Below are 16,222 nucleotides of genomic sequence, written 5' to 3'. Positions count from 1 at the left end.
CACCATCCTTTTTCGACGAACGTTTGTTCTGAACTTAAGTATACACCATTTATTTTATATGGTCAACATACAAAGCAATATCTGCCATTTTCATTTACTAAAGAAATCCTTTTATTTGTATTATTAACAAACTCTAATAATTTAATCACTTATCGACTCTAATTGTACCTTTGTTTTTTACAAAATAGTCAACACCAGATATTATTGTAATAATTACTGCGGCAGCCATGAAAATATTGGTTAACGCATTTAATATTGTATTTGCGTAAGATAAATTTATCAATGCTGTAATTATAGCTACTATTTGAATAACGGTTTTAAGTTTCCCCCATTTACTAGCCGCAATTACTTTTCCCTCTGAAGCAGCTATTGTTCGAAGTCCTGAAACTGCAAATTCTCTAGCAATTATAATCATAGCTACCCAACTAGACACAATCTGAAGCTCCACTAATGAAACAAGTGCAGCAGTTACTAAAAGTTTATCTGCTAGAGGATCCATGAATTTTCCGAAATTAGTTATTTGATTTCTGCTTCTAGCTACATAGCCATCCAACTTATCAGTGAGAGATGCTACTATAAAAACAATTGTAGCCAGTTCTCTTCCATAAGGTATTCCTTTAACCGCCATAAATACTAAAAATATAGGTACTAAAAAAATTCGAATCATTGTAAGTTTATTTGCAAGATTCATAGCACACAACTCCTATTAAATCATATTCTAACGCTTTGGTAACACTTACTGTTACGAATTCTCCCTTATTATAAGCTTTGTCAGATTCAAAGAAAATAGTTCCATCAACTTCTGGTGCCATTTCATAACTTCTACCAAAATAAGTTTTACCATTAAATCCTTCTACTAAAACTTTGTAAATCTTTCCTATTTTTTTACTATTTATCACTTTTGATATATTTTGTTGCACAATCATTAATTCTTCTTCACGTTTTTCCTTTATTTCTTCTGGAATTTGATTTTTCATCTCTGCAGCTACAGTACCATCTTCCATTGAGTACTTGAACACTCCCAATTTATCAAATTTAATTTCATTAATAAACTGTTTCAATTCTTCAAAATTTTCTTCCGTTTCTCCTGGAAATCCAACGATTAATGTAGTTCTAAGGGTTAATCCCTTAATACCCTTCCTCATCTTATTTATGTTTTCTGTTATGATATTTTTTCTTCCTTTCCTTTTCATGGATTTAAGAAGATCATCGCTTATATGTTGAATTGGTATATCTACATATTTGCAAACTTTATCATTTAAAGAAATTTCATTAATAATATCATCCGTCATTTCTTCTGCATAACAGTAAAGTACTCTAATCCATTCAATCCCACTTATTTGAGAAATTTTTCTTATTAACTTATGTAGGTTTTTTTCACCATATAAATCTATCCCGTATCTAGTGGTATCTTGAGCAACTAAAATAATTTCCTTGCAACCATGTTCACTTAAATCCTTAGCCTCTTGTATTATGTTCTCCATTTTTCTGCTTCTATATTTTCCTCTAATATTGGGTATTGCGCAATATGCACAAGCATTATCACAGCCCTCGGAAATTCTAATATAAGCAGAGTATGTTTCTGTAGTTAATACTCTTTGTCCTTCATTAATATTATCATCACTATAAGTGCAATGTTGTACTTTAATATTTTTTAAAAGAACCTCTTCTATACTACTTAGTAACTTGTCATAATCATTAACACCGAGGATTATATCAAGTTCTGGCATCAATTCAATCAGATCCGCCCCATAACGCTGAGTAAGGCAACCCGTCGCAATCAATACTGTGCAATTATATTTCTTTTTGTATTCTGACATTTCTAGAATAGTGTCTATTGATTCTTGTTTTGACGATTCTATGAATCCACAAGTATTCACTAAAATTATATCTGCTAGTTTAGGATCATTTGTCATATCATATTTCCCACTTAAACTGCTTATTACAATCTCACTATCAATTCTATTTTTATCACAGCCTAAATTTATAACTCCAACTTTTAATTTTTCCACCAGTCATCCTCCTTGTTTATCAACCTGAGTAACTCCTATTTACCAAATATCATACTACTTGTTTGACTCTTTATGTAAATAATAGCTAATTATTTTTATCTTGCTACATTTGTACCCATAAATTATTGTAAATGTGATTTGCAAATTAAACAAGGGTATTTACAATTATTCTTACATTTTTTTTATTGTTCCTTTAATTCACTATCACTTAATAATATTTCCCTAGGTTTGCTTCCATTTCTACCTGATATAATCCCTCGTTCCTCCATTTGTTCAATAATTCTTGCTGCTCTATTATACCCTATTTTTAGCTTACGTTGCAATAAGGAAGTAGATGCTTGTCCATTTTCAACTACTATTCTTATTGCTTCATTTAATAATTCATCAATATCATCATCAATACTTTTATTATTTGAACTACTCTCTATTTCATCTATTATTTCTTTTTCATAGTTTACTTCTGTCGTCTGATTTTTTATAAAATCAACAACTCGTTCAACTTCTTCTTCTGACACAAAAGCTCCTTGTATTCTAAATGGTTTAGCCTCTCCAACCGGATAAAAAAGCATATCACCTTTCCCAAGTAATTTCTCTGCACCAGAGGAGTCCAAAATTGTTCTTGAATCTATTTGACTCGAAACTGCAAAAGATATTCTTGAAGGTATATTGGCTTTTATTACACCCGTAATAACGTCAACTGATGGTCTCTGCGTCGCAATTACTAAATGCATTCCTGCCGCTCTTGCCATTTGCGCAAGTCTTCCAATATATTCCTCTATATCATTAGCACAAACCGTCATTAAATCTGCTAACTCATCAATTATAATAACAATCCACGGCAATTTATTTTCAACAATGCCTTTATTTACTAATTCATTATATCCTCCTATACTTCGCACATTGTTTTCAGCAAAACTCTTGTATCTTCTTGACATTTCGTTTACAGCCCAATTTAAAGCACCTGCAGATTTTTTGGGATCTGTTACCACTGGTATTAATAGATGAGGTATCCCATTATAAATATTTAATTCGACAACTTTAGGGTCAATTAATAATAGCTTAACCTCCTCTGGAGAATACTTATAAAGTATGCTTATTATTAATGAATTTATACAAACACTTTTTCCAGAGCCTGTAGCCCCTGCTACCAGCAAATGTGGCATTTTTGTTAAATCCGAAACAACACAGTTACCGCCTATATCTTTTCCTAAACTAAAGGATAAATTTTTATTTGAAGCTGAAAATTCATTAGATTCTATTACTTCTCTTAAGTATACTGCGCTTAACTCTTTGTTTGGCACTTCAATGCCTACAGCTGCCTTGCCAGGTATCGGTGCCTCAATTCTTACCCCGGAAGAAGCTAAATTCAGTGCAATATCATCTGCTAAATTTACAATTTTACTCACCTTAACACCAGCATTTGGTTGAAGTTCAAACCTTGTCACTGAGGGTCCTTTTGTAACTTGAATAACCTTTGCTTCAACTCCAAAGCTACTTAGTGTCTCTTGTAGCTTATTGGCACTATTAAGCAATTCTTTTTTATCGTTTTTATTCATTTTGGAAGTATTATTTTCATTTAATAAATCTACAGTGGGGTATTCATATTTATAGTTTGGCTTTGAATTTACACTATTTAATTGAATTTCTTTCTCCAACTCTTGGTCGATAGAATTATCTATATGACTTTCTTTTAAAGTACGTGCATTGTCATTCCTAACACCACTAACAGTTTCTTCTTTATTTAATCCTTCCGCATCTGTAGCAATTTCATTTGATTTTATAAAATCGATTATTTTAATTTTATTGCTGCTAATAGCTTTAATAAATTTATTTTTTTCTCCATTTGGAACTACTAAGTCTTCTTGCTTATCATTATTTTCTATATATAAATCCTTACTATCATTTTTACTCGCAGTCTTTTTAATAATAAATTTATCCTTTAAATAAAAAAAGACATCATTAAGCGATACGTTTAATATTATAATAAAGCATATAACATAAATAGCAATAAAAATTATATAGCTACCCGCAGCTCCAAATAGTGTATGTAATGGTACATCAATTGAATAACTAATAATCCCACCATGTAGTACACTTTCTGAATTGTATATCTTATTTATTCCGAGCAAAAAATCTCCTTTGGTGTAATACTTATTTAAAGATAACATTTGTATAAATAATAGTGTATTTATTATAAAAAGCATTATTCCACAAAACCTCTTACTAAAATTTATCTTACCTTTCTTAACGATTTTGCAAATGCCAATAAATACTATAAGGAACGGCGAAAGATATGCACCCACTCCTAATATTGAAAAAAGCATATGATTAATCAGATTACCTATCATACCTGATATGGAATTAGAATTTGAACCCCCAGTTGAGAAGATACTTAATAAAATTAATATGCCTATTGTTATCAAAATAATTCCATAAATTTCACTATTAGCATCTACATTACTTGCAACTTTATATTTAGTTTTAGTTTTTTTTCTAGCCAAAGTATCACCTCTATCCTTATTATTTCTACAAAATTTAGAAATATCCTCTAACTTTCAATAGATTTATAAATCAATTTTAAACTAGTCATATAAAAAAATTATTAGATTATATTCGTCATAGTAACAAATCATTAAAAATAGACATAAATAGGCTATTTTAACCTGTTTATATCTAATTTATTTTTAACCTATCATTTCGTTTAATTTTGATAATGCCTCACTAATGCCACCAACCTCATCTATTAACCCATTATCAACTGCTTGTTTTCCTATAAGTATAGTACCCATATCATTTAAAAGCTCATCAGTTTGAAGCATTAATCTATTTACCGTTTCCTTATCAATCTTAGAGGTTCTAATAATAAATTCTGTTATTCTTTCTTGCATTTTATTGAAGTATTCAAAAGTTTGAGGTACCCCTATTATTAGACCATTCATTCTTATAGGATGAATTATCATAGTTGCAGATGGGGAAATGAATGAGTACTTAGCTGCTGTTGCCAGTGGTATACCTATTGAATGGCCTCCACCTACTACAAGTGATACAGTTGGTTTGCTAAGGCTTCTAATCATCTCTGCTATTGCAAGACCCGCTTCCACATCTCCTCCTACAGTATTTAAAACTATAAGAATACCTTTTACTTTTTCATCCCTCTCCATAGCAATTAGCTCTGGAATAACATGTTCATACTTAGTAGTTTTTGTTTGAGGGGACAACATCATGTGTCCTTCTATTTGACCTATAATAGACAAAACCTGAATTTTAGCATCCTGAGTTGGGATATTAGTTGTTCCCAGTTCTTTAATATTTTCAACCTGTTCATTTACGTTTTTTTCAGTTTTCAACATTTTCATTCCTCCTAATCCATTTTATTTTGTGCATTAAGAGAAACTATATACATTTTTTATCCTAATTTAAATTCCCTGTGTAGAGCATTAATTGCTTTTTCAACATATCCTGTTTCTACAAGGCACCATATAGTCATATTAGAATCTGCTGTTTGCAGTACTTCAACATTTTCTCTAGTTAACGCCTTAAGTATTCTCGCCATAACGCCAGGCATACCTCTCATTTTTGAACCTATAATTGAAAGTTTACTACAATCCTTCACAAATGAATAGGACATATTAAGGTCTCCTATTAAATCAGCAAATTTAGTAAAGTCTTTTTCATCAATAGTAAATATTTTTTCCTTAGGAAAAATATTTATAAGATCTATACTTATAAGATCATCAGCTAAAATATCAAATATATCATCATAACTAGAACCTGAATTTTCACATATTTTTATTTGAATTCTATTGTTCATATGCGTAATACCTGTAATTATATTTTCATAACCTTCATTTCCCAAATTACTAATTACTGTTCCATCACAATCATTCATAGTATTTTTTATTACTAATGGTATATTATACTTTCTAGATATTTCAACTGCCCTTGGGTGTATAACATTTGCTCCTTGATCTGCAAATTGAAAGATATCATCATAACTTATTTTTTTTATTAAAGTCGCTTCAGAAACTATTCTTGGATCCGCTGTCATAATCCCATCTACATCAGTGTATATTTGAGTCTGAGAGGCCTTAAGTGCTGCCCCTAGTATTGCAGCAGTGACGTCACTCCCACCTCTCCCAATAGTCGTAACATAGCCGTTTTCATCCATACCTTGAAATCCTGCTACTACTGGGGTTTTCCCTTTTTGTAAAATATCCAATATTTTTTTTGTGTCCACATTAAGTATTGCTGCATTGTTATAATTAGAATCTGTGATTATACCTGCTTGTCCACCAGTTAAAGGCACAGCATCAATTCCACTTTTATTTAGTTCGCTACACATTATTACAGTGCTTATAGTTTCACCACAACTCATTAGCAAATCTATTGCTAATGGATTTGCTACTTTGAAATTATCATCTACCAAAGATAGCAATGTGTCTGTAGCGTAAGGCTCACCTTTTCTTCCCATTGCAGATACTACTACCACAGGAAAATATCCTTGAACCTTTGCATTTAAAACTTTGTTTACTACAAGCTTCCGCTTTTCCTCTGTTGAAACAGATGTACCTCCAAACTTTTGCACTAATATCTTCATTTCTGTCCTCCAAAATTATATATGAGATTTTTTTAAAAATTCATTATCAACATCAATTATTATAGTTCTGGAACCAATTTTTTTAACATATTCCCAAGGTACTTCAATAATATCATTATTTTTTAAAAAACTAAATTTAGAGCTTCCTTCATTTATAATTAAAAATTTTAAAAGCCCATTCTCATCAATAACTACATCATTATTACCTAAATTGCTATATTTGTCACCATCATTGATATTGATAATTTCATATCTTTCCATTTCACTATACAGTTTTATATTATCTTCCATATTATCATCTCCTTAACAACTCTCATAAAATACTATGAAATCTGTTAAGGATTTATGCATAATTTCTACATTTTTATAGATAAATTTACTTATCCATAGAAATAATATTACCTTTAAAAACTTTTTTAAGCATCTCTTTTTCTTTTCCTACATATGCAGAATTTATTATACCTTTTTCAAAAGTTTTTTGCATGACAGAATTTACCCTTTCCATGTCTATTTCATTGATTTTTCGCAATACGTCTTCTGGCGTATTAATTTTTTTCATAAACATTACTGATCTCCCATTACTAAACATTCTACTGCTTGTGCTTTCAAGCCCTAGGATATAACTACCCTTTAACTGCTCTTTAGCTTTACTTAACGTTTCATTGTCAATTCCGAGTTTAGCGAATTTACTAACCTCTTCTTTTATTGCATTAATGGCAACTTCCACGTTCATTGGACTGAGTCCCGCATAAACGCTTACAACTCCTGTGTTTTTAAACGTAGATATATAACAGTAGATTGAATAGCACAAACCTAGCTCTTCACGGATTTTTTGAAATAGCCTTGAGGATGCTCCTCCCCCTAATATATTGCTTAGTAAGATTAACGTGTATGTATCATCATTTCCAAGACCTACACCAGGTATTCCAAGACTCACATGGAATTGCTCAATATCCTTTTTTCTGAAATAATGTTGATTTAATATTTCAGGGCTACTATATTTAGTAATATTTTTGTCTTTACAACGCCATTTACCAAAATACTTTTCAACAAGACTTTCTATCATTCTCATGTCAAATTTACCTGAAATAGATATTACTGAGTTTTCGGGTATATAATGCGAGTCAATATAATCTGCTATCATTTTTCTACTAAAAGATTTTACAGTATCAATCGTTCCTAAAATCGGTAACGAAATAGAATCTGTACCCCAGATTGCTTTTGTGTGTAAATCTGCTAAAACATCTTCTGGCGAATCTTCACTCATATTTATTTCTTCAACAATTACGCCTTTTTCCTTCTCAATATCATCTTCTGATAAATTACTATTGAAAATCATATCTGAAAGAATATCTAAGGATAGTTCTAAATGAGTGTCTAATGCTTTTATATAAAAACATGTAGCTTCCCTACCTGTAAAGGCATTTATTTGACCACCAACATCTTCAATCGCTTCAGCAATTTGTTTTGCAGTTCTATCACACGTTCCTTTAAAGAGCATATGCTCAATAAAATGTGATATCCCACTGCTAGTTATATTTTCATTTCTTGACCCATTTTCTACCCATAAGCCTACACTAACCGAATTTACATACTCAATATTTTCCACTACAACTCTTAACCCATTATTTAACTTAAACAAATTATACATATGCGCCTCTCCTTAATGAGAATTTATATTTACTATGTGCATATTAGGGCAATATTATTAAAAAAAAATAAAAAGGCATCTAAGCCCTTCTATTATTATTCTTTATCTTTGTTTTCATTTTCATTTTCGCTATCTTTCATAGCATCTCTTCTCGAAAGATTTACTCTTCCTTGATTATCTATTTCCATTACTTTTACTAATATTTCATCACCAACTGAAACTATATCTTCTACTTTATTTACTCTTGTAAAATCAAGTTTAGAAATATGCACTAGGCCTTCTTTATTAGGAAGTATTTCAACAAAAGCTCCAAAAGCAGCAATTTTTGTTACTTTTCCTAAATATATTTCTCCTACTTTAACAGATTTAGTTAGATCTTCGATAATTTTCACTGCTTTATTGGCACTAACACTGTCGCTCGACATAATTACAATTTGTCCATCGTCATTAGTATCTATTTTAACGCCGGTTTCTGCTATAATTTTCTTTATAGTTGCTCCGCCTTTACCTATTACGTCCCTAATCTTGTCTGGTGCTACATTTAGCACATACATTCTAGGAGCATAAAGTGACATTTCACTTCTTGGTTGCGGTATACATTCGTTCATTTTTTCTATTATATGAAGTCTAGCTTTTTTGGCATCTATAATTGCAGTTTTAATGCAATAATTAGATAATCCATGAAGCTTTGTATCAACTTGTATAGCTGTAATACCTTTAACAGTTCCAGCTACTTTAAAGTCCATATCTCCAAAGAAATCTTCTATGCCTTGAATATCCGTTAATACTTTTTCTTTAGATAAGTCAGCGTTTGTAATTAGTCCCATTGCGATACCCGCAGCAGGTCTTTTAATAGGAACCCCTGCATCTAATAGTGCTAAAATACTTGCACTTACACTAGCTTGAGATGTTGAACCATTAGAACTTAATACTTCTGACACTACACGAATAGCATATGGGAATTCTTCTATAGATGGTAAAAGTGGTTCTACTGCTTTTTCTGCTAGTGCACCATGCCCAATTTCACGTCTTCCAGGTCCACGCATTGGCTTAGTTTCTCCTACGCTATAGGCTGGAAAATTGTAATGATGCATATATCTTTTAGTATCTTCAGTACTTATTCCATCTAGTATCTGGGCTTCTTTTAATGCTCCGAGTGTTGCAACTCCCATTACTTGAGTAAGTCCTCTTGTAAATAAACCAGTACCATGAGTTCTTGGAAGAATTCCTACTTCACAACTTATTTGTCTAACTTCATCAAAAGCTCTTCCATCTGGTCTTCTATTTTCATTTAACATCATATTTCTAACTATTTCTTTTTGAATATTATAGAAAACTTCACCGATATCTGATTTTTTATCTGCGTATTTTTCATTAAATTCAACACTTATTTTTTCTTTAATTTCGTCCACTTTTTTGTTTCTCTCATCTTTATCCATTATGTACATTGCTGTTTTTGTCATATCAACTGAAAATTCTCTTACTTCACTTTCGAGAGTTTCATCTATTTTATTTAATAAAGGTATAACTTTTTTCTTTCCAAACTTAGCTACAGCTTCTTCTTGGAAAGCTACAATTTTTTTACATGCTTCAAAAGCAAAGTCAATTGCATCTATCATTACATCTTCAGGTATTTCGTCTCCATTTGCTTCTATCATTGTTACATTATCTTTTGTTGCACAAACTGTAAGTTTCATAGAACTAGCACTTCGCTCTTCTACAGTAGGACTCAATATAAATTTACCATCAATTAAACCCACTGAAACAGTTGCAACAGCATCCGTATAAGGTATACTTGATAAACATAATGCCAGTGATGCTCCGTTCATAGCAAGTATCTCCGGTGAATTATCTTGTTCAACTGACATTACTGTACAAACAATTTGGACATCATTTTTATAGCCTTTAGGGAATAATGGTCTTAATGGCCTATCAATACCTCTTGCTGTTAAAATTGCTCTTTCTGATGGTCTTGCTTCCCTCTTTATAAATCCCCCTGGAATTTTACCAACAGCATAAAGTCTTTCTTCATATTCTACACTTAGTGGGAAGAAATCAATACCATCCCTTGGTTTTTCTGATGCATTTGCATTAATTAAAACTACTGTTTCTCCATAACTCATGACTATTGCACAGTTTGATAGCATTCCAACTTTACCATATTCAACTTTGAGATTTCTGCCTGCTACAGTAGTTTCTATAATATGAATCATATATTTGCCTCCCTTCAATTTGCACTAATAATATTAGCTAATTGTATATATTTCCCCTAATCTAAAATAATAGAGCGGCTAAGCCGCTCTGAATTATTTTCTTAGTCCGAGTTCTGCAAGAATTGCACGATATCTTTCGATATCTTGGTTCTTTAAGTAACCGATCATACCTTTTCTTTGTCCAACCATCATTAATAGACCTCTTCTTGAATGGTGATCTTTTTTATGAATTTTCAAATGTTCATTTAACTCTTGAATTCTTTCAGTAAGTAGTGCGATTTGCACTTCTGGAGAACCTGTATCTCCTTCATGTCTTGCATGTTTTAACATTACTTCTTGTTTTTTAGCTTTTTGCATTTTACAACACCTCCGAATATAATCCCCATATTCCAAGTACACCGTTGGTGATTCGGTGAACTTAGCATAAGGTTCAAATCAATTATAACAAACTAAGATTAAATTGTAAATTAATTTTTACATCTTAGCACTTATTTTTCTATTTTTTGATTTATTGCATATTCCTTATCCTTTAAAAGTTGCTTTTTTAATTCATCAATAGAATTAAATTTAACTTCATCTCTTATTCTGTTTATAAAATAAATTTTAACTATTTCATTATAAATTTTTTTATCAAAGTTCAAAATATGCGTTTCTACTGATAGCTTGCCACCTTCTACAGTAGGATTGTAACCTATGTTGGTTATAGCTCTGTAAAAGTTATTGTCGTACTCCGCTAAAGTATAGTACACCCCTCCCTTAGGAATGATATACTCTTTATTGTAATTTAAATTTACAGTTGGAAATCCAATAGTTCTCCCAAATTGTTTTCCCTTAATTACTTTCCCACTAATAGTGTGTGGTCGTCCTAAAAGCTCATCCGCTTTAGTGATATTACCCTCCGCTATTAGATGGCGTATCTTTGAACTACTTACAATTTCATGGTTAATACTAACGGCTTCACAAATATATAGTTTATATCCTAAAATAGTACTATATGTTTTAAGCATTTCTACATCACCTAAATTTTTATATCCAAATCTATAATTAAAACCAACAACTATTCCCTTTGCATTATAAAACTTCACCATATTTTTTATGAACTCCTCCGGAGTTATCTTCATAAAATCTTTATTAAAATTAACTAAGTTAACAATATCAATACCAGTGTTTTCTAACAAATTTATTTTGGTGTCATTATCCATTATTAACTTTGGACAAATTTCCTTGTTAATAACAGACAATGGATGATTTTTAAAGGTACAAATCATACTTTTAGCATTATTTTCTTTTGCTAATACTACTGTTCTATTTACAAGAGACATATGCCCTAAATGGATGCCGTCAAAACTTCCTAAAGCAATGTACGTTGGTTCTTTAAGTTTTGTTTTAAAATTATCTTTTATAACTAACATTTTAATATACTCCTATATAAATGATTTTATTAGCTTAACACTATCATTACTTCTATGTGCAATTCCAATAAAGTCATTATCTTTATTATATATATTATATATTATATCAACTTCAAATTTGCGAGTTAGTGCTTTATCTTTTACTACAACACCATTTAATAAGAATTTAACAAATCTATCTTCTATGGTAATTTTACTATTGTTTTGGAAAATCTTTTCTATAGGCATAACATGTTTGTTTATGTTTCCCTCGTTTAAATCTTCGATATTTATAGCATCTTCAATATGAAATGGCCCTGTAGCAATTCTTTGTAAATTCCACATCATACCACCACATTTTAATAATTGTCCAATATCATAACACAGACTTCTAATATATGTACCCTTAGAGCATTTAACCCTAAACTTTACGTAAGGTGTTTTAATATCAATAATATCTATATCATAAATTACTAAAGACCTTGCTTCTCTCTCTATTTCTATTCCAGACCTTGCCAATTCATAAAGTTTTTTCCCATTAACCTTTAGAGCTGAGTACATAGGAGGAATTTGTTTTATTTCACCTATAAATGAATTAATAGCGCGAATAATTTCTTCTTCGGTTGCATTAACTTCACTTTCACTAAGAATCTTACCTTCTCTATCATAAGTATCTGTAATAACTCCCAACTTTAATTCAGCTTCATAAATTTTAAAGTCACCCATTATATAGTCAATAGCCTTCGTTGCTTTTCCTATACAAACAGGTAAAACCCCGCTAGCCTCAGGATCTAGAGTGCCAGCGTGGCCTACTTTTTTTACATTGCTGATTTTTCTTATTTTACGTACTACATCAAAAGAAGTAATTCCGGTAGGTTTAAATACATTTAATATACCGTTCATTTCATCAACTCTTTTTCTAAAATTTCTATTAATTTAACTTTAGTATCATCAAAATTTGCTTCTGCATAAAAACCTGAAGCTCTAATATGACCTCCACCACTAAAACCTTCTGCAATTTTACTAACATCTACTAAAGACTTAGATCTTAAACTTACTTTAACACCATTCTCAGCTTCTTTTATAAGAATAGTAACTTCAACGGTATCTATTGAATCACCAAATGTAATAACATCTGATGTATCCGATGATACCAAATTGAATTTTCCAAGTACATTTTTAGATATATGCATAATACAGACTTTACCATTGAGTTCTACTGTCATATCACTAATAATTTCTCCATAAAATTTTATCTTTTCAAATTTCTTATTTTCAAAAATTTTTCTATGGATGTTACTGAAATCTATACCTGTATTTATAAGTTCACCAGCAATACCATGAGTTACTGCTGTGGTATTCGAATGTCTAAAGCAGCCTGTATCTGTAAGTAAGGAAGCATACAAACATGCAGCTATTCCTTTGTCTAATTCTACATGGAGAAGTCTAAGAACTTCGTATACAATTTCTCCCACTGCAGAAGATTTTGTATCGACAAAATTTAAATCTCCATATAAATCATTAGATAAATGATGATCTATATTTATTAATTCAAACTTTTTGTTTTGCATACATAAATTAGCATTAATCCTTTTAAAATCACCACAATCTAACACTATTACACATTCCGTATCCTTTAACGGCTGACTTGTTTCACCATTAATTTCATCAGAGCAAGGCAAAAATAAAAAAGTTTGCGGAATAGCTTCTTTTGAAATTATATATACTTCCTTGTTTAATTTTCTAAGACCAATAAGCAGCGCTAATGCGCTACCAATTGAATCACCATCTGGCGAAGTATGAAAAGTTATAGCAATTTTTTTGAATAACTTAATTCTGGTAACAATATCATTAATCTTCATTGTTATCTTTTTCGTTGCCATCTTCCTCATTTATATCTTCATTATTCTTAGTTTTTTCTTTTATTTGATTAAAAATGCCTTCTAAATGTATTGCACGTTCTATAGTTTCATCTACCTCTATAATAACCTGAGGAACATGTCTTAACTTAACATGACTCCCTATTTCTTTTCTAATGAGGCTAGTTGAACTCTTAAGTGCTTGAAGTGTTTCTTTCTTAGCATTTTTGTCACCAAATATACTAACATAAATTTTTGTATAGCTTAGGTCTTTTGTTGTGTCTACTTTTGTTACACTTACCATAGCACTTAATCTTGGATCCTTTATTTTGTTTTGAATTGTATTGCTTACATCTTTTTTAATTTCTTCATTTATTCTACCATTTCTATAACTAACCATACAATTCACTACTCCTTATACTTATATTAATTTTGGTTTTACTTCTTCCATTATGAATGCTTCAATAATGTCGCCTTCTTTAATATCATTGAATTTTTCTACACTTAATCCACATTCAAATCCAGCAGCGACCTCTTTTGCATCATCTTTAAATCTTTTTAAGGAAGCTAAAGTTGATTCAGTAATTACTATTCCATTTCTAAGTACTCGTACACTACTGTTTCTCGTGATTTTACCGTTCAATACATAAGACCCTGCTATTGTTCCTACACTTGAAACTTTATATATTTGTCTTATTTCAACTCTACCTAAGACAACTTCTTTATATACAGGATCGAGCATTCCAACCATTGCATCTTTTATATCATCAAGAGCGTCATAAATTATTCTATAGGTTTTAATTTCTACATTTTCTTTCTCACCAATTAAAGAAGCATTATTATCTGGTCTTACATTAAATCCTATAATTATTGCATTTGAAGCTGCTGCAAGCACAACATCTGTTTCTGTAATAGCGCCAACTCCAGAATGGATAACCCTTACTTTAACATTATCAGTAGATAATTTTTCAAGAGATTGTCTTACAGCTTCTACAGATCCTTGAACATCAGCTTTAACAATTACACCAAGTTCTTTAACAGATCCTTCTTGTATTTGGCTATATAGGTTTTCCATGGAAACTCTATTGCTAGATTCAAAATGTTCTTCTCTTAAATTTGTTTTTCTAGTTTCGGCCATATTTCTTGCAGTTTTCTCATCTTTAACTACGTTAAATCTATCTCCAGCTGCTGGAACTTCAGATAATCCAAGTATTTCTACTGGAATAGAAGGTCCTGCTGTCTTTATTTTGTTACCCTTATCATCAAACATTGCTCTTATTCTTCCATAAGTTGAACCAACTATTATAGAATCTCCAGTATTTAGTGTACCATTTTGCACTAGTAAAGTAGCAAGTGGTCCGCGACCTTTGTCAAGTTTAGCTTCTACTACAGTTCCTTTTGCAAGTCTACTAGGATTTGCTTTTAGCTCTAACATTTCTGCTGTAATCACTACCATTTCAAGCAAAGTATCTATACCCTCTTTAGTATGAGCTGATACTGGAACACAAATTGTGTCTCCACCCCAATCTTCTGCTACAAGTCCATGTTCTGTCAATTCTTGCTTAACTTTATCAACATTAGCTCCTGGCCTATCTATCTTGTTTATAGCTACTATCATTGGTACCTTAGCCGCTTTACAGTGATTTATAGCTTCTTCAGTTTGTGGCATAATACCATCATCTGCAGCTACAACAAGTATAACTATATCTGTTATTTGGGCACCTCTTGCTCTCATTGCTGTGAAAGCTTCGTGACCAGGTGTATCTAAGAATGTAATTTTTTCGCCATTAATATCGACAGTATATGCACCTATATGTTGCGTTATTCCGCCCGCTTCTGTTTCTGTAACTTTAGCTTTCCTAATACAGTCAAGTAGCGATGTCTTGCCGTGATCAACATGACCCATAACTGTAACAACTGCTGGTTTTTTGTCTGTATCTATTTCAACTTCAACATTTCCGAAGTCTTCTTCATCAGCAATTTTTCCTTCTTCTTCATCTTTTAGCACAGCAAGTGCACCATATTTTTCTATTACTTTTTCAGCTGTAGCGAAATCAATTTCTTGATTCATTCCAGCCATAACACCTATAAAAATAAGTTGTTTTATTACTTCTACATAAGGTCTCTTTAACGTATCAGCTAAGTCTTTAACTGTAATAGTACTTTTGATTACTACAACTTCATCATCTATTGCTTCAACAGCATTGTTTCCGCTTCCTAATTCGTCTCTACCTTTTCTACCTCTTTTTCTAATAACAACTTTATTAGCATCTTCATTAGCTAAGTTTTCATAGTGTTCCACTGTTTCATTTTTATTATCCTTAAGTCCTGAATTTTCATCACTATAAAGTTCCTTTATTAACTCAGCATCTTCTTCCTCAATCACACTCATATGATTTTTGGCCTTTATACTAAACTCTTCTAATAGTACATTAATTAATTCTTTACTTGACACTTCTAACTCTTTTGCTAATTCATATATTCTGACTTTTGCCAAAT

General features: G+C 31.2%; 14 protein-coding genes. All 14 read right to left on the bottom strand.

Annotated elements, in window-relative coordinates; genetic code table 11:
• Positions 1–145 precede the first annotated feature (145 nt).
• Complete coding sequence (gene pgsA, locus ACWJKP_RS09565) at positions 146–691, bottom strand: CDP-diacylglycerol--glycerol-3-phosphate 3-phosphatidyltransferase (protein WP_165412190.1); 546 nt, start codon at positions 689–691, stop codon at positions 146–148.
• Entirely contained in the window at positions 675–2,012 is a 1,338-nt protein-coding gene (gene rimO / locus ACWJKP_RS09560) for a 30S ribosomal protein S12 methylthiotransferase RimO (RefSeq protein ID WP_462961655.1), read from the bottom strand. The genes pgsA and rimO overlap by 17 nt, the downstream gene beginning before the upstream one ends.
• 182 nt (positions 2,013–2,194) lie before the next feature.
• Positions 2,195–4,513: an FtsK/SpoIIIE family DNA translocase gene (locus ACWJKP_RS09555; protein WP_165412188.1), complete on the bottom strand. Its 2,319-nt coding sequence runs from the start codon at positions 4,511–4,513 to the stop codon at positions 2,195–2,197.
• A 183-nt stretch (positions 4,514–4,696) separates the two neighbouring features.
• Positions 4,697–5,362 (bottom strand): ClpP family protease, encoded by a 666-nt coding sequence (locus ACWJKP_RS09550; protein ID WP_411955883.1) that lies wholly within the window; start codon positions 5,360–5,362, stop codon positions 4,697–4,699.
• A 56-nt stretch (positions 5,363–5,418) separates the two neighbouring features.
• Complete coding sequence (dapG, locus tag ACWJKP_RS09545) at positions 5,419–6,609, bottom strand: aspartate kinase (RefSeq protein WP_165412186.1); 1,191 nt, start codon at positions 6,607–6,609, stop codon at positions 5,419–5,421.
• A 15-nt stretch (positions 6,610–6,624) separates the two neighbouring features.
• Positions 6,625–6,900 (bottom strand): YlmC/YmxH family sporulation protein, encoded by a 276-nt coding sequence (locus ACWJKP_RS09540; RefSeq protein WP_165412185.1) that lies wholly within the window; start codon positions 6,898–6,900, stop codon positions 6,625–6,627.
• A gap of 85 nt (positions 6,901–6,985) precedes the next feature.
• Positions 6,986–8,260: a M16 family metallopeptidase gene (locus ACWJKP_RS09535; RefSeq protein ID WP_462961654.1), complete on the bottom strand. Its 1,275-nt coding sequence runs from the start codon at positions 8,258–8,260 to the stop codon at positions 6,986–6,988.
• 95 nt (positions 8,261–8,355) lie between these two features.
• A complete protein-coding gene (locus ACWJKP_RS09530; protein ID WP_165412183.1) occupies positions 8,356–10,473 on the bottom strand; it encodes a polyribonucleotide nucleotidyltransferase in 2,118 nt (705 codons plus the stop codon).
• 93 nt (positions 10,474–10,566) lie between these two features.
• Complete coding sequence (gene rpsO, locus ACWJKP_RS09525; protein WP_165412182.1) at positions 10,567–10,830, bottom strand: 30S ribosomal protein S15; 264 nt, start codon at positions 10,828–10,830, stop codon at positions 10,567–10,569.
• A 131-nt stretch (positions 10,831–10,961) separates the two neighbouring features.
• Positions 10,962–11,885 (bottom strand): bifunctional riboflavin kinase/FAD synthetase, encoded by a 924-nt coding sequence (locus ACWJKP_RS09520; protein ID WP_165412181.1) that lies wholly within the window; start codon positions 11,883–11,885, stop codon positions 10,962–10,964.
• Between the two features lie 12 nt (positions 11,886–11,897).
• Positions 11,898–12,767, bottom strand: a complete 870-nt coding sequence (gene truB, locus ACWJKP_RS09515) for a tRNA pseudouridine(55) synthase TruB (protein WP_165412180.1) — start codon at positions 12,765–12,767, stop codon at positions 11,898–11,900.
• Positions 12,764–13,726 (bottom strand): DHH family phosphoesterase, encoded by a 963-nt coding sequence (locus ACWJKP_RS09510; RefSeq protein WP_165412243.1) that lies wholly within the window; start codon positions 13,724–13,726, stop codon positions 12,764–12,766. The genes truB and ACWJKP_RS09510 overlap by 4 nt, the downstream gene beginning before the upstream one ends.
• Positions 13,716–14,123 carry a 30S ribosome-binding factor RbfA gene (rbfA, locus tag ACWJKP_RS09505; RefSeq protein WP_165412179.1) on the bottom strand — a complete coding sequence of 136 codons (408 nt, stop codon included), beginning with the start codon at positions 14,121–14,123 and terminating at the stop codon, positions 13,716–13,718. Before rbfA ends, ACWJKP_RS09510 begins: the two co-directional genes overlap by 11 nt.
• A gap of 21 nt (positions 14,124–14,144) precedes the next feature.
• Positions 14,145–16,220 (bottom strand): translation initiation factor IF-2, encoded by a 2,076-nt coding sequence (gene infB / locus ACWJKP_RS09500; protein WP_165412178.1) that lies wholly within the window; start codon positions 16,218–16,220, stop codon positions 14,145–14,147.
• Positions 16,221–16,222: the final 2 nt, after the last annotated feature.

The organism is Clostridium sp. CM037 (assembly GCF_055081095.1).
The sequence above is the reverse complement of the archived record's forward strand: the minus strand, read 5'-3'. Positions and strand labels throughout refer to the sequence as shown.